14 protein-coding genes are annotated in these 19,545 nt (G+C 72.1%); 7 read left to right on the forward strand and 7 right to left on the reverse strand.

Translation table 11 applies throughout. From position 1 onward, the window contains the following. Window positions 1-11 precede the first annotated feature (11 nt). Both ACWDGI_RS41010 and ACWDGI_RS41015 read right to left on the reverse strand, forming a co-directional pair. A complete protein-coding gene (locus ACWDGI_RS41010; RefSeq protein ID WP_450768193.1) occupies window positions 12-1,685 on the reverse strand; it encodes an FAD-binding dehydrogenase in 1,674 nt (557 codons plus the stop codon). Between the two features lie 17 nt (window positions 1,686-1,702). Then, window positions 1,703-2,383, reverse strand: a complete 681-nt coding sequence (locus tag ACWDGI_RS41015; protein WP_450768136.1) for a TetR/AcrR family transcriptional regulator — start codon at window positions 2,381-2,383, stop codon at window positions 1,703-1,705. Between the two features lie 119 nt (window positions 2,384-2,502). On the opposite strand from ACWDGI_RS41015, the gene ACWDGI_RS41020 reads away from it, so the two are divergent. The 3 genes from ACWDGI_RS41020 to ACWDGI_RS41030 all read left to right on the forward strand — a co-directional run bounded on the left by ACWDGI_RS41020 (window position 2,503) and on the right by ACWDGI_RS41030 (window position 5,212). Continuing rightward, entirely contained in the window at window positions 2,503-3,129 is a 627-nt protein-coding gene (locus ACWDGI_RS41020) for an alpha-ketoglutarate-dependent dioxygenase AlkB (protein ID WP_450768137.1), read from the forward strand. Window positions 3,130-3,217: 88 nt separating this feature from the next. Then, on the forward strand, window positions 3,218-3,967 hold the full coding sequence (locus ACWDGI_RS41025) for an MBL fold metallo-hydrolase (protein WP_450768138.1): 750 nt from the start codon (window positions 3,218-3,220) through the stop codon (window positions 3,965-3,967). Between the two features lie 9 nt (window positions 3,968-3,976). Then, window positions 3,977-5,212, forward strand: a complete 1,236-nt coding sequence (locus tag ACWDGI_RS41030; protein WP_450768139.1) for a DUF4032 domain-containing protein — start codon at window positions 3,977-3,979, stop codon at window positions 5,210-5,212. 1 nt (window position 5,213) lies between these two features. Here the strand turns inward: ACWDGI_RS41030 and ACWDGI_RS41035 are convergent, their stop codons facing one another. Beyond that, window positions 5,214-6,083: a universal stress protein gene (locus tag ACWDGI_RS41035; protein WP_450768140.1), complete on the reverse strand. Its 870-nt coding sequence runs from the start codon at window positions 6,081-6,083 to the stop codon at window positions 5,214-5,216. Window positions 6,084-6,267: 184 nt separating this feature from the next. On the opposite strand from ACWDGI_RS41035, the gene ACWDGI_RS41040 reads away from it, so the two are divergent. The 4 genes from ACWDGI_RS41040 to ACWDGI_RS41055 all read left to right on the forward strand — a co-directional run bounded on the left by ACWDGI_RS41040 (window position 6,268) and on the right by ACWDGI_RS41055 (window position 12,773). Beyond that, window positions 6,268-7,944: an FAD-dependent oxidoreductase gene (locus ACWDGI_RS41040; protein WP_450768141.1), complete on the forward strand. Its 1,677-nt coding sequence runs from the start codon at window positions 6,268-6,270 to the stop codon at window positions 7,942-7,944. After that, window positions 7,941-9,419, forward strand: a complete 1,479-nt coding sequence (locus tag ACWDGI_RS41045; RefSeq protein WP_450768142.1) for an ATP-binding protein — start codon at window positions 7,941-7,943, stop codon at window positions 9,417-9,419. Before ACWDGI_RS41040 ends, ACWDGI_RS41045 begins: the two co-directional genes overlap by 4 nt. Then, window positions 9,416-9,769, forward strand: a complete 354-nt coding sequence (locus tag ACWDGI_RS41050) for a UBP-type zinc finger domain-containing protein (protein ID WP_450768143.1) — start codon at window positions 9,416-9,418, stop codon at window positions 9,767-9,769. The genes ACWDGI_RS41045 and ACWDGI_RS41050 overlap by 4 nt, the downstream gene beginning before the upstream one ends. Before the next feature lie 136 nt (window positions 9,770-9,905). Continuing rightward, on the forward strand, window positions 9,906-12,773 hold the full coding sequence (locus tag ACWDGI_RS41055) for a helix-turn-helix transcriptional regulator (protein ID WP_450768144.1): 2,868 nt from the start codon (window positions 9,906-9,908) through the stop codon (window positions 12,771-12,773). Between the two features lie 18 nt (window positions 12,774-12,791). On the opposite strand, the gene ACWDGI_RS41060 is transcribed toward ACWDGI_RS41055, so the two are convergent. From ACWDGI_RS41060 to ACWDGI_RS41075, 4 genes are all read right to left on the reverse strand, one after another. Beyond that, on the reverse strand, window positions 12,792-14,024 hold the full coding sequence (locus tag ACWDGI_RS41060; protein WP_450768145.1) for an SGNH/GDSL hydrolase family protein: 1,233 nt from the start codon (window positions 14,022-14,024) through the stop codon (window positions 12,792-12,794). Further along, window positions 14,021-16,366, reverse strand: coding sequence for a glycosyl hydrolase family 95 catalytic domain-containing protein (locus tag ACWDGI_RS41065; protein ID WP_450768146.1), 2,346 nt, complete (start codon window positions 16,364-16,366; stop codon window positions 14,021-14,023). The genes ACWDGI_RS41060 and ACWDGI_RS41065 overlap by 4 nt, the downstream gene beginning before the upstream one ends. 97 nt (window positions 16,367-16,463) lie before the next feature. After that, window positions 16,464-18,260 (reverse strand): alpha-galactosidase D, encoded by a 1,797-nt coding sequence (locus tag ACWDGI_RS41070; protein WP_450768147.1) that lies wholly within the window; start codon window positions 18,258-18,260, stop codon window positions 16,464-16,466. A 31-nt stretch (window positions 18,261-18,291) separates the two neighbouring features. Beyond that, window positions 18,292-19,482 (reverse strand): ROK family protein, encoded by a 1,191-nt coding sequence (locus ACWDGI_RS41075; RefSeq protein ID WP_450768148.1) that lies wholly within the window; start codon window positions 19,480-19,482, stop codon window positions 18,292-18,294. Between the last annotated feature and the right edge of the window lie 63 nt (window positions 19,483-19,545).

Here is a 19,545-nt window from a genome sequence, read left to right on the forward strand (position 1 = left end):
GGCTCCCCGGCCTAGGCCGTCTGCCGGGCCGCCGCGCGTCCCGCCGCCCGACCCGAGAAGAGGCAGCCGCCGAGGAACGTGCCCTCCAGCGCGTTGTAGCCGTGCACACCCCCACCGCCGAAGCCGGCCACCTCACCGGCCGCGTAGAGCCCGTCGATCGGCTGCCCGTCGGCGCCCAGGGCGCGGGAGTCCAGGTCGGTCTGGATGCCGCCGAGGGTCTTGCGGGTGAGGACGTGCAGCTTGACGCCGATCAGCGGCCCGGCGGCCGGGTCGAGGATGCGGTGCGGGGCGGCGACCCGGCCGAGGCGGTCGCCGATGTAGCGGCGGGCGTTGTGGATGCCCTGGACCTGGGAGTCCTTGCTGTAGGAGTTGTTGATCTGCAGGTCGCGGGCGACGATCTGGCGGCGTACCTCGGCCGCGTCCAGGAGCGCCTTGTCGGTCAGCCCGTTCATCTTCTCCACGAGCTGCTCCAGGGAGTTCGCGGTCACGAAGTCCGCGCCCTTGTCGACGAAGGCCCGCACCGGGCCCGGGGCGCCCCTGCCGAGCAGCCGGTCGCGCAGCACGGCCTTGCGGTCCTTCGCGGTGATGTCGGGGTTCTGCTCGGAGCCGGAGAGCGCGAACTCCTTCTCGATGATCTTCCGGGTGAGGACGAACCAGGAGTGGTCGTGTCCGGCGATGTCCTCTGTGGTGCGCAGGTACTTGAGGGTGCTGAGGGTGTCGTAGCCCGGCAGGCAGGGGTCCGGGAGCCGGCGGCCGAGGGCGTCCAGCCAGATCGAGGACGGGCCGGGCAGGATGCGGATGCCGTGGCCGGGCCAGACGGGGTTCCAGTTCTGGATGCCCTCGGTGTAGTGCCACATGCGGTCGCGGTTGACCAGGCGTACACCCGCCTCGGCGCTGATGTCGAGCATCCGGCCGTCCACGTGGGCGGGGACGCCGGTGACCATCTCGGCGGGGGGTGTGCCGAGGCGTTCGGGCCAGTGGCGGCGGACGATGTCGTGGTTGGCGCCGATACCTCCGGTGGTGACGACGACGGCCTGGGCGGTGAGTTCGAAGTCGCCGACGCGGTCACGGTTGGAGGCGACACCGCGCGGCGAGTCGTCGGGGGCGAGGACCGTGCCGCGCACACCGCGTGCCGCGCCGTCCTCGACGACGAGTTCGTCGACCCGGTGGCGGTGGTGGAAGGTGAGCAGTCCGTCGCGGGCGGCCTGCTTGGCGTACTCGGCGAAGGGTTCGACGACGCCGGTTCCGGTGCCCCAGGCGATGTGGAAGCGGGGTACGGAGTTGCCGTGCCCGGTCGCGCGCAGGTCGCCGCGCTCGGCCCAGCCGACGGTCGGCAGCAGGCTGATGCCGTGGCTCTGCAGCCAGGGCCGCTTCTCCCCGGCGGCGAACTCGACGTAGGCCCGCGCCCAGCGCACCGCCCAGGAGTCCTCGTCGTCCTGGCGGTCGAACTGGGCGCTGCCCTGCCAGTCGTTCCAGGCCAGGTCGAGGGAGTCCTTGATGCCGAGGCGGCGCTGCTCGGGCGAGTCGACGAGGAAGAGCCCGCCGAAGGACCAGAACGCCTGGCCGCCGAGGTTGGCGGCGTTCTCCTGGTCGACCAGGGCGACCCGGCGGCCCCTGCTGGTGAGTTCGTGCGCCGCGACCAGGCCGGCGAGGCCCGCTCCTACGACGATGACGTCCGCGTCCATGGCGACCGTTGCCTTTCTCATTCGGATCCCGGTCGGATCCCGGTCGGATCCCGATCGGAGGATGCGCTCGGGGGTTCGCTTGCGGTGCTGCCGTCGGTCAGCAGCGCGGTGAGCAGTTGCTTGAGCCAGGCGCGGGCCCGGTCGATGTCCTTGTCGAGGAGCAGCTGGGTGGTCACGCCGTCGTACGCGGCGACCACCGCGTGCGCGGCGCCGTCCACCCCGCCGAGCACGGCGGGGATCGGGGCGTGGCCACGGGCCCGGAAGAGCCGGTCGGCGATGGCCTGCCGCAGCCGGGCGCGGTGGTCCAGGAGCGCCTCGGCGACGGCCGGGTCCCGGGCGGCGTGCACCAGGAAGTCGGTCTTCACCAGCAGCCAGTCCACGTCGAGGAGCAGCACGTCGGTGACCCGGTCCACGGAGGCCGGTACGTCCATGTCCGCCCGGTCCAGGGCAAGGGCGTCGGCGACCTGCCGGGCGATGAGGTCGGCGCGGTCCCGGTAGAGGGCGAAGAACAGCTCGTCGAGGGTGGCGAAGTTGGAGTAGAAGGCGCCCCGGCTGAACCCGGCGGCCTCGCAGACCTCCTCGATGGAGACGCGCCCGAATCCCTTGGCCGCGAACACCGTGAACGCGGCGTCGAGCAGCCGGGCCCGGGTCTGCACCCGGCGCCTGGTCACACGCTGGGGCGCACCGTCCACTGCCATGTCCCGACCTCCGTTCGATACACGAACGTATCCGATACATGAACGTATCGAAAGACCTCGGAGCGAGGTCGCCATGATCGAATGGGAACACATTTTCGATTAAGGAGTACGCTGGCCCCATGGCCACGCACCTCCAGGGCTCCCTGTTCGACCAGACCGACGAGCTGCGGCTCGGCTCGCTCGACGGCGCCGGCCGGACCGAGCTGGGCTCCGGCGCCTGGATCGACGTGCTGCCCGGCTGGCTGAGCGGCGCCGACGCCCTGTTCGAACAGCTGGCGGCGGACGTCCCCTGGCACGCCGAGCGCCGCACGATGTACGACAGCGTCGTGGACGTACCGCGGCTGCTCGCCTTCTACGGCGCGGGGGACCCGCTCCCGCACCCCGTCCTCGTCGAGGCCCGCGAGGCACTCACCCGGCACTACGCCGACGAGCTGCGCGAGCCGTTCACCACGGCGGGGCTCTGCTACTACCGCGACGGCCGGGACAGCGTCGCCTGGCACGGCGACCGGATCGGCCGGGGCGCGCGGGAGGACACCATGGTCGCGATCCTCTCCGTGGGCGCCCCCCGTGACCTGCTGCTGCGCCCGCTGCGCGGCGGCCCCTCGGTCCGGCGCCCGCTGGGCCACGGCGACCTGATCGTGATGGGCGGCTCCTGCCAGCGGACCTGGGAGCACTGCGTACCGAAGACCGCGCGGGCCGCCGGACCGCGCATCAGCGTCCAGTTCCGGCCACACGGGGTGCGGTGACCCGGATCCCCCGTCGACAGCCACCCCGGGCCATCTGGTTGGCTGTCCCCCGGTTCGGTCGGGTCGCCGCGGGAACGTCGGAGAGAGCATGCGCGCAGAGGTAAACGAAGTCGCCAAGGGCATCTACCTGGTGCACGGGCAGCACACCAACTGGGTGATCCTCAAGGACGGGGACGCCGTGACGCTGGTGGACACCGGCTACCCCGGCGACCGGCCGGGGCTGCTCGACTCCCTGGCGGAGGTGGGCAGTTCACCGGAGGCGGTGGCGGCCGTCCTGATCACCCACGCGCACAACGACCACCTCGGCTCCGCCGAGTACCTGCGCGACACCCACGGCACCCCGGTCTATCTGCACGAGGCCGAAGTGCCGCACGCGCGGCGGGAGTTCCTCCAGCAGGTCTCGGTGGGGGCGGTGCTGAGGAACGCCTGGCGGCCGGGTGTGGTGCCCTGGCTGGTGCACGTCCTGCGGGTCGGCGGCACCGAGCAGCACCCGGTGACCGCGCCCGAGGCGTTCGCGGTCACGGACGGCCCCCTGGACCTGCCGGGCCGGCCCGTTCCGGTGCACACGCCCGGCCACACCGACGGGCACACCGTCTACCACCTGCCCGACGCCGGGATCGTGATCTCCGGTGACGCCCTGGTCAGCGGCCACCGCACCTCGCGCCTGACCGGCCCGCAGCTGCTGCCCGACATGTTCCACCACGAGCGCTCCCGGGCGGTGGAGTCGCTCGGCGTCATCGAGACGCTCGACGGGGACGTGCTGCTGCCCGGACACGGCCCCGTGCATCGGGGATCCGTCGCGGCGGCCGCCCGGCAGGCCCGCGAACGCGCCGTCTAAAGTCGGGCCATGGCATTGCAGATCAGCGCCACCAACCCGGAGCACCCCGCGCTCCTGCTGGAACTCCCCTGGGACGTCCCGCTGGAGGAGTGGCCCGAGGACTACCTCGTGCCGCTCCCCCGCGGTATCTCCCGGCACGTGGTGCGCTACGCCCGGGCCGGCAGCGAGGTCATCGCCGTGAAGGAGCTGGCGGAGCGCCCGGCGCTGCGCGAGTACGAGCTGCTGCGCGACCTGGACCGGCTCGCCATCCCCGCGGTCGACCCGCTCGCGGTCATCACCGGCCGTACCGACACGGTGGGCGAACCGCTGGAGTCGGTGCTGGTCACCCGGCACCTGGGCGGCTCGATGCCGTACCGCTCGATGTTCGAGACGACCATGCGGCCGGCCACCATGCACCGGCTCATGGACGCCCTCGCCGTGCTGCTCGTACGACTGCACCTCGCCGGGTTCGCCTGGGGCGACTGCTCGCTGTCCAACACGCTGTTCCGGCGTGACGCGGGCGCCTACGCGGCGTATCTGGTGGACGCCGAGACCGGAGACCTGCATCCGCAGCTGAGCAACGGGCAGCGGGAGTACGACCTCGACCTGGCCCGGGTCAACATCAGCGGCGAGCTGCTCGACCTGGAGGCGTCGGGGGCGCTGCACCCCTCGCTGGACCCGATCGAGTTCGGGTTCGAGATCTGCACCCGGTACGGCGACCTGTGGGAGGAGCTGACCCGCACCTCGGTGTATCCGGCCGGCAAGTACCACTACATCGAGCGCCGGATCCGACGGCTCAACGAGCTGGGTTTCGACGTGGCCGAGATGCAGATCGAGCACTCCTCCAACGGCGACAGCGTCACCTTCGTGCCCAAGGTCGTCGACGCCGGGCACCACCAGCGCCAGCTGCTCCGGCTGACCGGCCTGGACGCCGAGGAGAACCAGGCCCGGCGGCTGCTGAACGACCTGGAGAGCTGGATGGCCACCCAGGACGACTACGCCCCCGGCGACCCCCTGGCCGCCCGGCCCGAGGTGCTGGCCCACCGGTGGGTGCGGGACGTCTTCCGCCCCACCGTGCGGGCCGTACCGCTGGAGCTGCGCGGCTCCATGGACCCGGCCGAGATCTACCACGAGCTGCTCGAACACCGCTGGTACCTGTCCGAGCGGGCGCAGCACGACATAGGCCTGGACAGCGCGGTCGAGGACTACATCGAGAACGTGCTGCCCAAGGCCCGCGAGACCCTGGAGCCGGTCACTCCCGAATGAGTCAGCCGTGCGGCACCACGGCCACCGGGCAGTCGGCGTGGTGCAGCACCCCGTGCGCGACCGAGCCGATGCGCGCGCCGACCGCCGTGCGGTGGGCGCGCCGGCCGACGACCATCAGCTGGGCCCGGCCGGCCACCGAGAGCAGCACCTGGCCGGCGCTGCCCATCTCCACGTGCTCGGCGACCGGCACGTCCGGGAACCGCTCCCGCAGCGGTCGTACCGCCTCGGACAGGGCCTTCTTCTCGTAGGGCTCCAGGCCGCCGGTCTCGTCCAGCAGCTTCAGCGAGCCCGGGCTGTAGGCGAAGACCGGCGGCAGGGTCCAGGCCCGGACCACCCGGACCGTCGCGCCACGGGCCGCCGCCGTCTCGAACGCGAACTCCAGCACGGCCGCGCTGTCCTCCGCCCCGCCCTGCTGGCCCACGACGACCTCCCGCCCGGCGGCCTCGGCCACGGGCCGGTCCCCGGCACGCACCAGGACCACCGGCCGGGCGGCCTCCGCGATCACCTGCTGCCCCACCGAGCCCAGCAGGAACCCGACGACCGGTCCGTACCCACGCGAGCCCAGCGCCAGCAGCTCGGCCCCGGCGGCCGCCTCGGCCAGTACCTCGACCGCCCCGCCCTCCAGGACGTCGACGCTCACCGCGAGCTCCGGATGCCGCCCGATGATCGCACGCACCGACTCGGCCACCCCGTCCGCCACCCACCCGTGCTGGGTCTCCCGGTCGCCGCCGAGCGCCTCCTGCTCCTCGTAGCGCCAGGCGTGCACCACCCGCAGCGGCAGACCGCGGCGCACCGCCTCCCGGGCCGCCCAGTCCAGAGCCGCGAGGCTCTCCTCCGTACCGTCGACCCCTGCCGTGATCGGGCGTGTCATGCACCGGCCTCCTCGTCGGTTCCGCGTCCGCGTGATCAGTCTTCCGCACGGACGGGTGCCCGCTGTGCACCGGCGTACCAGAGCGAAGGCGGGCGATCGAACATACGATGGGCGGGTGCGGTGGCCGCGCTCCTCCAGGAGGGCCCGCCGTACCGGGAAACCAACGGCTCGGGGTGGGAGACGTATGGCACAGGCTGCCGACGCAGCACGGACCGTCATCATGACCGTGGACGACGACCCGGGGGTCTCCCGTGCCGTCGCCCGGGACCTGCGGCGCCGTTACGGCGCGTCCTATCGGATCGTGCGCGCGGAGTCCGGGGAGTCGGCGCTGGACGCGCTGCGCGAGCTGAAGCTGCGTGGCGACCTGGTGGCGGTGATCCTGGCCGACTACCGGATGCCGCAGATGAACGGCATCGAGTTCCTGGAACAGGCCCTGGACGTGTACCCGGGCGCGCGGCGCGTGCTGCTGACCGCGTACGCGGACACCAGCGCGGCGATCGACGCGATCAACGTCGTCGATGTGGACCACTATCTGCTCAAGCCCTGGGATCCGCCCGAGGAGAAGCTGTACCCGGTCCTCGACGACCTGCTGGACGCCTGGCGGTGCAGCGAGTACAAGCCGGTGCCGGCCACCAAGGTCGTCGGGCACCGCTGGTCGGCCCGGTCCTCGGACGTGCGGGAGTTCCTCGCCCGCAACCAGGTGCCCTACCGCTGGTACTCGGTCGAGGAACCGGAGGGCCAGCGGCTGTTGGCGGCCGCCGGGGCCGACGGGCAGCGGCTGCCGCTGGTGATCACGCCGGACGGCACGCCCCTGGTCGAGCCGGAGGCGCCCGAACTGGCCGCCCGGGTGGGGCTCGCGACCACGCCCACGGCGGACTTCTACGACCTGGTGGTCATCGGCGGCGGCCCGGCCGGGCTCGGCGCGGCGGTGTACGGGGCGTCGGAGGGGCTGCGGACCGTGCTCGTGGAGCGCGCGGCGACCGGCGGGCAGGCCGGGCAGAGCTCCCGGATCGAGAACTACCTGGGCTTCCCGGACGGCGTGTCGGGGGCTCAGCTCACCGACCGGGCCCGGCGGCAGGCCGCCAAGTTCGGCGCGGAGGTGCTGACCGCCCGCGAGGTCACGGCACTTGAGGTCAGCGGGGCCGCCCGGGTGGTGCACTTCGCGGACGGCTCGGCGATCGCCGCGCACAGTGTGATCCTGGCGACCGGTGTGCAGTACCGGCAGCTGGAGGCGGAGGGCTGCCTCGGCCTGACCGGCTGCGGGGTGTTCTACGGCTCCGCGCTGACCGAGGCCTCCTCCTGCCAGGGCCACGACGTGTACATCGTCGGCGGCGCCAACTCGGCGGGCCAGGCGGCCATGTACCTGTCCCGGTTCGCCAAGTCGGTGACGCTGCTGGTGCGCGGCGCCGACCTGTCGTCCTCGATGTCGTACTACCTGATCCAGCAGATCAACGAGGCCCCGAACATCTCGGTGCGCGGCCACACGGTGGTCGACTCCGCGCACGGGTCCGACCGGCTGGAGCGGCTGACGCTCCGTCACTCGGTGAGCGGCGAGACCGAGTCGGTCGAGGCGCAGTGGATGTTCGTGTTCATCGGCGCGGCTCCGCTGACCGACTGGCTCGGCGACACCGTGCTGCGCGACGGGCGCGGGTTCATCCTGGCCGGCCCCGATCTGACGGTCGACGGACGGCCGCCGACGGCCTGGGAGCTGGACCGGCCGCCGTACCACCTCGAGACCAGCGTGCCCGGAGTGTTCGTGGCGGGCGACGCTCGTGCCGAGTCCGCCAAGCGTGTCGCGTCCGCCGTCGGAGAAGGAGCCATGGCCGTGATGCTCGTCCACCGTTATCTGGAGCAGTCATGAGCGGGCAGCTGTGTCCGTGCAGCCCGAAGGAGATCGGCTCGCTCTTCCTCTTCGAGAAGCTGGAGCCGGAGCAGCTGGCGCGGCTGTGCGCCACGGGCCGGGTCGAGCGGTTCGAGCCCGGTCCGGTCTACACCGAGGGTGAGCCCGCCACCTGTTTCTACGTGATGCTCGAGGGCACCGTGGTGCTCTCCCGGCAGGTCGGCGGGGACGACGTCGAGGTCACCCGGACCTCGCAGACCGGGGTGTACGCGGGTGCCATGCAGGCCTATCTCGGGGACCGGGTGCGGCAGGCGTACAACAACTCGATGCGGGTGACCGAGCCGACGCGGTTCTTCGTGCTGCCGGCGGACACCTTCGCGGACATCATGCGCGAGTGGTTCCCGATGGCCGTGCATCTGCTGGAGGGCCTGTTCTTCGGTTCGAAGAACACCCAGGCGGCGATCGGGCAGCGCGAGAGGCTGCTGGCGCTCGGCTCGTTGTCCGCCGGGCTCACCCACGAGCTCAACAACCCGGCCGCGGCGGCCGTCCGGGCCACGTCCACGCTGCGCGAGCGGATCGCGAAGATGCGGCACAAGCTCGCGGTGATCGCCGAGGGGCCGTTCTCGCGAGAGCAGTTGGCCGGGCTGATCGAGATCCAGGAGCGCACCGCCGAACGGGTCGCCAAGGCCCCGGCGATGAGTCCGCTGGAGGCCACCGACCGCGAGGACGCGCTCTCCGACTGGCTCGACGACCACGGCATCGACTACGGCTGGCAGCTGGCGCCGACCTTCGTGCAGGCCGGCCTTGACGTCGACTGGCTGGAGCAGGTCTCGGCGGCGGTGGACGAGGAGATCCTGCCGAACGCGGTCGGCTGGCTCAACTACACCATCGAGACCGAGCTGTTGATGAACGAGATCGACGACTCCACCACCCGGATCTCGAACCTCGTCGACGCGGCCAAGCAGTACAGCCAGCTGGACCGGGCGCCGTACCGGGTCGTGGACGTGCACGAACTCCTCGACAGCACCCTGCTGATGCTGTCCGCCAAGATCGGGCAGGACATCCAGGTGGTCAAGGAGTACGACCGTACGCTCCCGCCGGTCCCCGCCTACCCCGCCGAGCTCAACCAGGTGTGGACCAACCTCATCGACAACGCGGTGTGCGCGATGAAGGACGGTGTCGGCGTCGGACAGGGCACGCTGACCGTGCGGACCGCGCTCGACCACGAGCACCTGCTGGTCGAGTTCCGGGACACCGGGACCGGGATCGCGCCGGAGATCAAGGACCGGATCTTCGACCCCTTCTTCACGACCAAGCCAGTGGGGCAGGGCACGGGTCTCGGTCTGGACATCTCGTGGCGGATCGTCGTGAACAAGCACCACGGCACCATGCGGGTGGAGTCGGTGCCCGGGGACACCCGGTTCCAGGTACTGCTTCCGCTGACCGCCGAAGCGCCCGAGGCAGAGGCGCCCCGATCATCCGAGGAGACGGTATGAGTGGCGACACCGCGATCGACCCGAACGTTCCGCCGAGCGGTGCCGGGTGTGTGGAGTGCGACAAAGCGGGGGGTTGGTGGTTCCATCTGCGGCGGTGTGCGCAGTGCGGGCACATAGGGTGCTGCGACGACTCGCCGGCCAAGCACGCGACGGCGCACTTCCGCGACACGGGGCATCCGATCATTCGTAGTTACGAGCCGGACGAGGGATGGTTCTGGAACTACGAGACGGAGGAAGTTTTCGAGGCGGGACCGGAGTTGGCGCCGCCGGAGTGCCATCCGGCGGACCAGTCCGTGCCGGGTCCCGCGGAGCGGGTGCCGGAGAACTGGGCGCAGGTACTGCGGGGTTGAGCGCCTACGGGGATGGGGCCATGGGTTACGGCGGCTGCGGGTCCGTGCCGGCCGGTCGCGCCCACGCGGCGGGGCCGCTTACCGACACAGTCCCGCGCCCCTGGTTTCTCCGCTCGTCCCTTGTCAGGATGTGGACGTGTCGCAGAGATCCTTTTCCACTCCCCTGATCGGGCGCGAGGGCGAACTGGCCCGCCTTGCCAGGGCGCTTGACCGGGCCCGGGACGGCAGTGGGCAGGCCGTGCTGGTCGCCGGGGACGCTGGGGTGGGGAAGACCCGGCTGCTGGACGAGGTGGCCGGCCGCGCGACCGCCGCCGGGGCCACCGTCGTCGTCGGGCACTGTGTCGATCTCGGTGATGTCGGGCTGCCGTATCTGCCCTTCACCGAGATCCTCGGGGTGCTGGCCGCCGATGCCCGGTTCGCCGCGGTCGTCTCGGCGCATCCGGTGGTGGACCGGCTGCTCGGTGCCGGGGCGGACTCCGCCCGGGACGCGGACGCGCGGCTGCGGCTCTTCGAGGGGGTCGCCGGGCTGTTCGCGGACCTCGCCGCGACCACGCCGCTGCTGCTGGTCCTGGAGGATCTGCACTGGGCCGACCAGTCCTCCCGGGACCTGCTGCGGTTTCTGCTCAGCCGGACCGGACCCGCCCGGGGGCTGACCGTACTGGCCTCCTATCGGGCGGACGACCTGCACCGCCGGCATCCGCTGCGGCCGCTCCTCGCCGAGCTGGTGCGGCTGCCGGCCGTCGAGCGTCTTGAGCTCCGGCCGCTCGCCGACGCCGAGGTGACACGGCTGGTGCGGGCCCTGACGGAGCGGCCGCTGTCGGACGCGGCCGTGCGGGACATCGTCGAGCGGGCCGAGGGCAACGCCTTCTACACGGAGGAGTTGGTGGCCACCGCCGACGCCGAGGGGATGCCCTCCGGGCTCGCCGATCTGCTGCTGATCCGGGTCGAGCAGTTGCCGGAGACGGCCCAACGGGTGCTGCGTACGGCCGCGGTCGCCGGGCGCCGGGTGGGGCACGACCTGCTCCGGGACGCGGTCGGGCTGCCGGAGGAGGAGCTGGAGTCGGCGCTGCGGGAGGCGGTCGGACGGCAGCTGCTGGTCCCGGGTGACGAGGACACGTACGCCTTCCGGCATGCTCTCGCACGGGAGGCGGTCTACGCCGATCTGCTGCCGGGGCAGCGGTCGCGGCTGCACGGCACCTTCGCGAGGCTGCTCGCCGCGGGCGGGGGCGGCGCGGCGACGGCGGCCGAACGGGCCCATCACTACCGAGAGAGCCACGATCTGCCCGAGGCGCTGGCCGCGTCCCTGGAGGCCGCCGACCACGCCCGGCGGGTGGGTGCCCCGGCGGAGGAGCTGCGGCAGCTGGAGACGGCCCTGGACCTGTGGCCGGCCGTGCCGGGCGAGGCGCGGCCCACGGGTGACGGGCTGGACCGGGTGACCTTGACGCTGCGGGCCTCGGCGGCGGCCGCGCACGCCGGTGACGCGCACCGGGCGGTGTCCCTGACCCGGGCCGCGCTGGCCGGCGCCGGACAGGACGCGGATCCCGAACTCGCCGCCCGGGTGCGCTACACGCTCGCCGGGAACCTGATGACCGTCGACAACCTCGCCGCCGCGTTCGCCTACAGCAGTGAGGCGCTCGCGCTGATCCCCGCCGATCCGCCCTCGCGGACCTGGGTGTGGGCGGCGGCCACCCATGTGATGGCGGCCCGCCAGATCGGCGACGACGACACCGCGCTGCGGGTGGCCCGGCAGGCCCTGGAGGTCGCCGAACGGATCGGTGCCACCGCGGCCCGCGCCGACCTGCTGATCTCCCTGGCCCGTCTCGAAGGCGGCGGCCGCCGCAGCCTGGAGGGGCGTGCACGGCTCCGGGAGGCCCGCGAGCTGGCCCGGTCGGCCGGGGACGCGCCGGTGGAGATACGGGCGTTGTTCGCCCTGGCCACCGGGTGCTTCGAGGCGGGCGAGTTCCAGGAGTGCCTGCCGTGGATCAACGAGGGGCTCGACCGGGCCCGGCGCTCGGGGCTGCTGTCCTCGCCGTACGCCGCGGAGATGCGGTATCTGCGGCTGCTGGTGCTGTACACGCTGGGGCACTGGGACGAGTGCGTGGGCTCGGCCGACGCCGACCCGGCGCCCGGCTTTGCCCGGGGGCCCGCCCTGTACGTGGCGCTGGCCCGCGGCGAGCCGGATGTCGTGGACCGGGGCCGGGCCCTGCTCGGGGAGCCCTTCGACTGGATGGGCCGGCTCGTCGGGGGCATCGTGCTCACCGACGCGGCGGCACTGCGCGGTGACCCGGAGGAGGCGGTGGCGGTGCTGCGGGACTCGGTCGCGGCGCTGACCGACGAGTCGGGGCGGCCCGCGGACGTGACGGTCCGGCTGGCGGCTCTGGCACTGGCGGCGGTCGCGGACCGGGCGGCCGAAGTGCGCGGCACCGGGGGCGGGGGCCACTGGACGGACCTGGCCGGCGAGCTGGTGGAGTCGGCCCGGGTCTCGGCCGCCCGGCAGGGTCCTGAGGGACAGGCCTGGCTGGCGCGCGCGGAGGCGGAGTGGACCCGCGCGGTGTCCGGGCCGGACGCGGCGGCCTGGGAGAAGACGGTGGCCGCGTTCGCGCACGCCGATGTGTACGAGCTGGCTCGGGTCCGGCTCCGGTACGCCGAGGCCCTGTCGGCCGACGGCCGCCGTGCGGAGGCCGAGGAGCAGGCGCGGGCGGCGCGGGAGACGGCCGTGGCGCTGCGGGCCGTGGTGTTGCTGGAGCGGCTGGACGCGCTCTTCGGCCGGGCCGCCGAGGTCCGGGCCTTCCCGCTCACCGCCCGTGAGCGGGAGGTGCTGCGGCTGCTGGCGCTCGGCCGCAGCAACCGGCAGATCGGCGAGGAACTGTTCATCACCGGCAAGACGGCGAGCGTCCATGTCTCCAACATCCTCGCCAAGGTGGGTGCGGCGAGTCGTACGGAGGCGGTGGCGATCGCCTATCGCGAAGGCCTGATCACCCCGGAGCCGACGGCCCAGGGGTGATCAGGGCATTGCACGGGTTCAGCGGTCGCAGTCGAGACCGGCCAGGTCGACGGAGTCGGCCATGGCCTGCATTCCCTTGTCGTTCGGGTGGATGTGGTCGCCGCCGTCGAGGAACGGCAGCATCCGCGCCTGGTCGTAGGGGCTGCGCAGGATCCGGTCGAAGTCGGCGGTCCCGTCGAACTCCCCGCTGGTGCGGATGTACTGGTTGACCTGCTGGCGTACGGCCTCGCCCGCCGGGTCCCACTCCGACCAGCCCTCGAACGGGCCGACGGTCGAGGCGACCACGCACTTGCCGGCCGCGTGCGCCCGCCGGGCGATCTCCTGGTAACCGGCGATCAGGTCGGCCGCGGTGACCCCGGTGTGGGCCTTGATGTCGTTGACCCCCTCGAAGAGGAAGACGGTACGGACGCCCGGCTGGCTGAGGACGTCGCGGTCCAGCCGGTGCAGAGCCGCCTGCCCGGCGCCGTCCGCGAGGACCTGGTTGCCGGAGATCCCCTCGTCGGCCACGCCCTTGACCTCGGTGTCCGCCTTCTGGAGACGGCGGGCGAGGTAGTCGGGCCAGCGGCGGTCGAGGTCGGTGGTGGACGCCCAGCCGTCGGTGATGGAGTCGCCGAGCGCCACCACGGCTCCGGTGGCCGGGTCGGACGGCCGTACGGAGACCGAGTCCAGGTACCACCAGGAGCCGGTGGTCTCCGTCCAGTTGGCGGCGCTCTCCTCGGCGGTGTGGTCGCCCTGGGTGGCGTAGGAGGTCTGCATCGCCATCCAGTGGCCGGTGGCGGGGCCGGCCGCGTCCGGGCTGTGCAGGCTGACGACCAGGTTGCTGCCGGCGGGCAGGCTGCCGGGCAGCGGGTCGCTCCAGGCGGTGGCGCCCGCCGGCACGGTGACCGTGCGGGCGCCGTCGAAGGTGAGCCGCTTGTTGCTGCCCGGCTTGAGGGCGGCGCCCTGGCTCTGCAGTCCCGCCCAGACGCTGTCCAGGGTCAGCGGCCGGTCGCCGAAGGCGTTGGACAGGCGTACCCGCGGTCCGCTGCCGGCTGCGCTGGTGCGCACGACCAGCCGGTAGCCGCGGTCGGCGGTGCCCTGTCCCATCTGGTCGGCGCTGGCGCCCCAGGTGACGACGTCGTGCCGGGCGGAGACGGCGGCCCCGGAGGAAGGCTCCCACACGGGTGCCGCCTGGGCGGGCCCGGTCTGGCAGGCGACCGTCGCCAGTAACACGGCGGCGAGGCCGAGGAGGCGCGCGAACCGGCCGGTCACCGCGCGAGGTCCTTCAGCGTGACGGAGGCGCCGGGCTTCAGCGTGACCGTCCGTGACTTGCCGCCGTAGGCGACCGTCGTCGTGCGGCCGCCGACGCTGCGGATCCGGGCCTCGGTCGGCTTGCCGTCGCGCCAGCTGAGGTCGACGACGAAGCCGCCGCGCGCCCCCGCTCCGGTGACCTTGCCGGAGGCGGCCCAGGCGGCGGGCAGCGCGGGCAGGAGCTCCAGGTGGCCGGGGCGGGAGTACAGCAGCATCTCCAGGATCGCGGCCGGGGTGCCGAAGTTGGCCTCGATCTGGAAGATGCCCCGGCCTTCCTCGACCTGGTAGATGTCGAAGAGGTTGGGTGAGGTGCCGTTGCTGCCGTTGCTGGACGGCCGGAGGTTGCGGATGACGAGCTGGTAGGCCTTGTCGGCGTCCTTCAGCCGGGACCAGCACAGCGAGCGCCAGGCGTTGGCCCAGCCGAAGCTGTCCATGCCGCGGGCGGTGAGCAGGGCGGTGGCGCCCTTGACGATGTCGCCGGGGGTGGAGCCGTCGGGGCGGATCCGGTCGCCGGGGAAGAGGTTGATCAGCGGCGAGAGGTGGCGGTGGGTGGTCTCGCCGAGGTTGTCCGGGGACATCCACTCCTCCAGCCAGCCGGTCTTGGGGCTCACCACCGGCAGGTAGAGGCGGTCGCGGAGCCTGCCGATGGTGTCCGCGTATCCAGCATCCCTCTTCAGCTCGGCGGCCGCAGTCCGGAAGTTGCCGAACAGCATCCACACCTGTTCCTGGGCGTAGGTGATGCCCTTGGCGTCCAGCGGTCCCTGCTCCGGCGACCAGTCGCTGTCCGCGATCAGCACCTCCTTCCCGTCGTCCAGGGTGGTGGTGAGCAGCCGCGCCTCCCAGAACTCGCAGGCGCCCTTGAGCAGAGGGTAGATCTTCTCCAGGTGGGCGCGGGACTGGGTGAACTCGTAGTGCTCCCACAGGCTCTGGCACAGCCATGCGTTGCCCGCCGGGTGCCACCACCAGCCGCCTCCGCCGAAGGGGTTGGTGGAGATGGCGACGGTCCAGCCGGCCACCTTGCCGCTGGAGTTGCGGTAGCGGTTGCGGGAGTCCTGGAAGAGCCGCTGGGTGAGGTCCGTCCAGGACGGGAGCTGGTCGACGCAGTAGTCGGTGTAGGCGTCGAAGCACTGGGACAGGCCGAGCCGGTCGGACATCCAGTAGTTCATCTGGATGTTGATGTCGGTGTGGTAGTCGCCCATCCAGTCCGGGTCGTTGCCGTCCAGCCAGAGGCCCTGGAGGCCCATCGGCAGACTGTCACGCGACCCGGCGATCATCAGGTAGCGACCGAACTGGGCGTAGGCGGCCTCCAGTTCCGGGTCGGGGTCACCGGTGTCGGCGCGGGCCTGGATGCGCGCCCAGGTGTCGAGTTCGCGCTGGTCGGCCGTCGAGGTGCCGAGCGACAGGTCGAACTGCCCGAACAGCGCCCGGTGGTCGGCGGCGTGGGTACGCAGCAGCGAGTCCGCCGAGTGCCGGGCGGCCGACTTGACCTTGGTGCGGGCGAGCGCGCGGGGGTCGAGGGACGGGTCGCGGTAGTCGGCGGCGGCGTCCGGCGCGTAGTCGGTACCACCGCTGACTACGACCGTCAGCTCCCGGCAGTCGGTGAAGGTGATGTGCGAGCCGCTGACGCGCACGCTGCCACCGGTGCCGTACGCGTTCACGGCGGCCCCGTACTTCAGCCCGTTGGCGAAGGATCCGGCGAACGACTCGGCCGTGCCGCCGGTCTCGCCGTGGGTGCCCTCGAAGGTGAGGGTGCCGGTGTAGCGACCGCCGCCGTCCTGGCTGAAGTGCGCCACGATCACGTCGTCGGGGCGGCTGGCGAAGATCTGCCGCCGGTAGGTCACCCCGGAGCGGACGTAGGACGCCGAGACCACGCCGTTGTCGAGGTCGAGGGTGCGGCGGTAGTCGGAGACGGCGCCCAGGTCGTGGTCGGGTATCTCGACGAGGAGCCGGGCCAGCAGGGTGAGCGAACCGAAGTCGGCGCGGCCGTAGGGGAACTGGCCGTCCGAGTCGAGGGTGTCGTTGAGACCGCCGGTCCACAGGGTGGCGTCGGTGATCAGGAGGAGCTCACGACCGGAGTCGTTGCTCGCGAGGGCACCGAGCCGGCCGTTGCCGACGGGCAGACCCTGCGTGATCATCGACCCGTCGTCGGCGGGCGCCTGCCACCAGAGCCGGTGACGGGAGGAGGCGAGCGGCTCGGAGGACCGCAGCGGGGCGGCGGAAGCGGTGAAGGAGGGGAGCGAGGCGAGGGCCCCGGTGGCGGCGGCGAGGGCCAGAAAACTGCGTCTGCTGGGGTGGTTGTCCATGGGGTTCCAATCCAACGTCCGTGAGGGGGCGCCCCTTCAGGGGCGCGGGGAACTGCGCGGCCGGCCCCCACCGGCCCGCAGTTCCCGAACAACTCGCCTATCGAGGCGACTTGGGGACATCGATCCGGTCGACGTCCGGCGCGTACCCCGACCCGCTGTCGAAGGTGATCGTGTTCGCACCGGCCTTCAGGGTCACGGGCACACTCACCGTCGAGACGGTCCCCCAGTCCCCGGTGGACGGGAACTTGTGGCTGGTGCCGCCCCCGGAGTTGGCCGAGATCGTGGCCGGCCGCGAGTCTCCGCTGACGTAGGCGACCTTCACCAGATACGTGCCGGCCTTGTCGACCACCACGTTGTTGAAGGTCAGCTTGCCGCCCTGGTACAGGTTTCCGACCTTCTTCTGCCCGGAGCACGCGTCGCAGCCGGCCACCGAGGCGTTGCCGCTCAGCGTGTTGGCGCTCGCCTCGGCCTCATACCCGGTGGCGGCCAGCGCGCTGCCCTTGGGCGTCACGGTGAACAGCCGCGAGCCGTGCGCCGGCAGCGCCTCGGTGATCTTGCTCGAGTACGAACCGAGGTTCTCGCGGTTCCACACGTCCCGCACCGACGCCTTGCCGCTGAAGCCCAGGGCCGTCCAGTCGGCGGTGACCGACGCGGGCGAGTCCGCGAGGTTGAACAGGGCCACCGTGTACGTGCCGTCGGCGTTCTTCGCGGCCCAGACCTGCTGGGGGTCGGACGGGGTGACGGGCCGGGCCGGCGGGTTGTCGCTCTGGTCGATGCCGATGACCTCGCGGTTGGTCAGCAGCGAGACGCCGTAGTCGTCGAGCTTGGTGATGTCGTCGCCGGTGAACAGCGGCGACTTGGCGATGGCCCAGAGCGTGGCGTAGCTCTGCCGTTCGGCCTTGGTGAGGCCGTCCATCGCGCCGTTGCCGACGTCGAGGGAGTCGAGGTCGTTCCAGCCGCCGGGGCCCGCCTTGCCGGTCCAGGCCGGAGTGTCGTCCCAGCGGTCGTCGACCGAGTTCTCCCAGCTGACCAGGGTGTTGCAGTAGCACTCGACGTCGGTGTCGATGCGCCAGCCGTTGGTGTACTTCTGCCAGTCGGCGGCGTGCCCGAAGTCCAGGGACCAGGAGGCCTCCAGGTGGATCGGGCGGCCGGTGGCGGTGATCGCCTTGTTCCAGGCGGCCACGTCGGCGACGTTGTCGTACTGGTCGCCGCTCTTGCCGGAGCCGGGGCCGACGCCGTCGAGCTTGAGGAAGTCATAGCCCCAGCCGGCGATCAACTGGGCCTGGGAGTCTATATACTTCTGCGCGCACGGCTTGTCGAAGTCGATCTTGTACGCGCTGTCCCAGCCGTTGGTGGTGCGCAGGTCGTCGTAGACGACGTCGGCGGTGGTGCAGCCGTCGGCGTTCCAGATCGGCGTCTTGCCGTCGCCGTAGGCGCCCTTCTCCAGACCGGCCGGGAGGTAGATGCCGGCTTTGAGGCCCTTGGCATGGATGTGGTCGGCGACGGCCTTCATGCCGCTCGGGAAGCGGGCGGAGTCGGCCTTCTGGCGGCCGTACTGGTCGTAGCCGGACTTCCAGTTCCAGTCCATCCACCAGCCGGCGTCGATGTTGACGTACTCGTAGCCGTACTTCTTCAGCTTGCTCGCGAGGGCGTCGGTCTGCTTGAGGACGTTCGCCTCGGTGAGGTAGCTGTAGTCGCCCTGGTCGTTCAGGCCCGGGTACTTGGACGACTGCATGCTCCAGCTGGACCAGCCCATGTAGGGCTTGGCGGCGATCGGGGCGGGGGTCTGGGCCTGGGCGGCCGGTACGGCGGCCGCGAAGGCCGCGGTGAGGGCCAGCACGAGGACGGTTCTCAGCCCGCGTACGGGCAGGACGGATTGCGAAGGTGACCGCATGGGCCCTCCAGGGTTCGGGGTCTCGGGCGGCTCAGCCCTTGCCCATTGGGGTGGGAGACGAGGTGATGAAGGACTGGATCGCGGTGGCCGCGGCCCCGCGCGCCCACTCCTCGAAGGGGAGTGGACGGGTCTGTACGTCGCACTGCGCGGCGGAGCCGAAGGCGGCCGTGGTGAACGAGTCGAGGATCTGCTCGGCGAAGAGGTCGTAGGCGGCGAGTCCCTCGCCGGAGATGATCACGCGTTCGGGGCCGAAGAGGTTGGCCACGGTGGCGATGCCCCGGCCGATGGCCTCACCGGCGCTCGCGTACACCTCCCGCGCTCCGGGCACGCCTTCGTGGGCCAGGGCCACCGCCTCGGCGGAGTCGGTCACCTGGCGGCCGGTCACCTCGCGCATGCGGGTGACGATCGCGGCGTCCCCGGCGATCGCCTCCACGCAGCCGCGGTTGCCGCAGTGGCACAGGGGTCCGGCCGGGTCGATGGCCACATGGCCGATCTCCCCCGCCACCCCGTGCGCGCCCGCCACCAGCCGGCCGTGGATCACCAGTCCGCAGCCGATGCCGGCGCCGACGGTGACCACGGCGAAGTCGGAGAGCCCGACCCCGGCGCCGAACCACTGCTCGGCGACGGTCAGGGCACGTACGTCGTTGTCGACGACGACCGGCAACCCGGTGGTCATGGCGGCGAGTTCGGCCAGGGCCACGTCCCGCCAGTCGAGGAAGGGCGAGTAGCGCACGACCCCCTCGGCGCGGTCCACGTCGCCGGAGACGGCGATCCCCAGGCCCAGCACGGGGGCGCCGAAGTCCTCGGCCTCGGTGCGCAGTTCGTGGGTCAGTTCGGCGATGGAGGTCAGGACGGCCTTGGCGGCGCGGTCGGTGACCGGCAGCCGGCGGGCCAGCCGGATCCGGCAGCACAGGTCGGTGAGGACGGCGATGACCTCGTCGCCGGTGACCTTGACCCCGATGAACAGCGCGCGCCCGCCGTCGACCCGCACCAGGTTGGCGGGGCGGCCGAGGGCCGGCCGGGCTTCGCCGTCGGCGTCCTCCGCGAGATACCCGGCCGCCAGCAGCGGCCGGACGGCCTTGGTCACGGCCGCCGCCGACAGGCCGGCCCGGCGGGCCGCCTCCAGTCGGGTGAGGGGGCCGTGGGACAGGACCGCGGTGAAGATCTGCGAGACGGCCGGCGTGTGGGCCGGGAACGTCTCGGCTCGGGAGGTGGAGCGCATGGCCGGGAACTTAGGTGGCTTATTTTCCGCTGTCAATAAAAGAAACAGGAATCACCTGAAGGT

It is taken from the genome of Streptomyces sp. NPDC001220 (assembly GCF_053597895.1).

What these genes read in the sequence shown, in the direction of transcription:
- ACWDGI_RS41065 (WP_450768146.1), bottom strand. Translation starts at nt 16,366, where the DNA reads ATGGACAACCACCCCAGCAGACGCAGTTTTCTGGCCCTCGCCGCCGCC.
- ACWDGI_RS41050 (WP_450768143.1), top strand. Translation starts at nt 9,416, where the DNA reads ATGAGTGGCGACACCGCGATCGACCCGAACGTTCCGCCGAGCGGTGCC.
- ACWDGI_RS41015 (WP_450768136.1), bottom strand. Translation starts at nt 2,383, where the DNA reads ATGGCAGTGGACGGTGCGCCCCAGCGTGTGACCAGGCGCCGGGTGCAG.
- ACWDGI_RS41075 (WP_450768148.1), bottom strand. Translation starts at nt 19,482, where the DNA reads ATGCGCTCCACCTCCCGAGCCGAGACGTTCCCGGCCCACACGCCGGCC.
- ACWDGI_RS41040 (WP_450768141.1), top strand. Translation starts at nt 6,268, where the DNA reads ATGGCACAGGCTGCCGACGCAGCACGGACCGTCATCATGACCGTGGAC.
- ACWDGI_RS41030 (WP_450768139.1), top strand. Translation starts at nt 3,977, where the DNA reads ATGGCATTGCAGATCAGCGCCACCAACCCGGAGCACCCCGCGCTCCTG.
- ACWDGI_RS41045 (WP_450768142.1), top strand. Translation starts at nt 7,941, where the DNA reads ATGAGCGGGCAGCTGTGTCCGTGCAGCCCGAAGGAGATCGGCTCGCTC.
- ACWDGI_RS41035 (WP_450768140.1), bottom strand. Translation starts at nt 6,083, where the DNA reads ATGACACGCCCGATCACGGCAGGGGTCGACGGTACGGAGGAGAGCCTC.
- ACWDGI_RS41020 (WP_450768137.1), top strand. Translation starts at nt 2,503, where the DNA reads ATGGCCACGCACCTCCAGGGCTCCCTGTTCGACCAGACCGACGAGCTG.
- ACWDGI_RS41010 (WP_450768193.1), bottom strand. Translation starts at nt 1,685, where the DNA reads ATGGACGCGGACGTCATCGTCGTAGGAGCGGGCCTCGCCGGCCTGGTC.
- ACWDGI_RS41025 (WP_450768138.1), top strand. Translation starts at nt 3,218, where the DNA reads ATGCGCGCAGAGGTAAACGAAGTCGCCAAGGGCATCTACCTGGTGCAC.
- ACWDGI_RS41070 (WP_450768147.1), bottom strand. Translation starts at nt 18,260, where the DNA reads ATGCGGTCACCTTCGCAATCCGTCCTGCCCGTACGCGGGCTGAGAACC.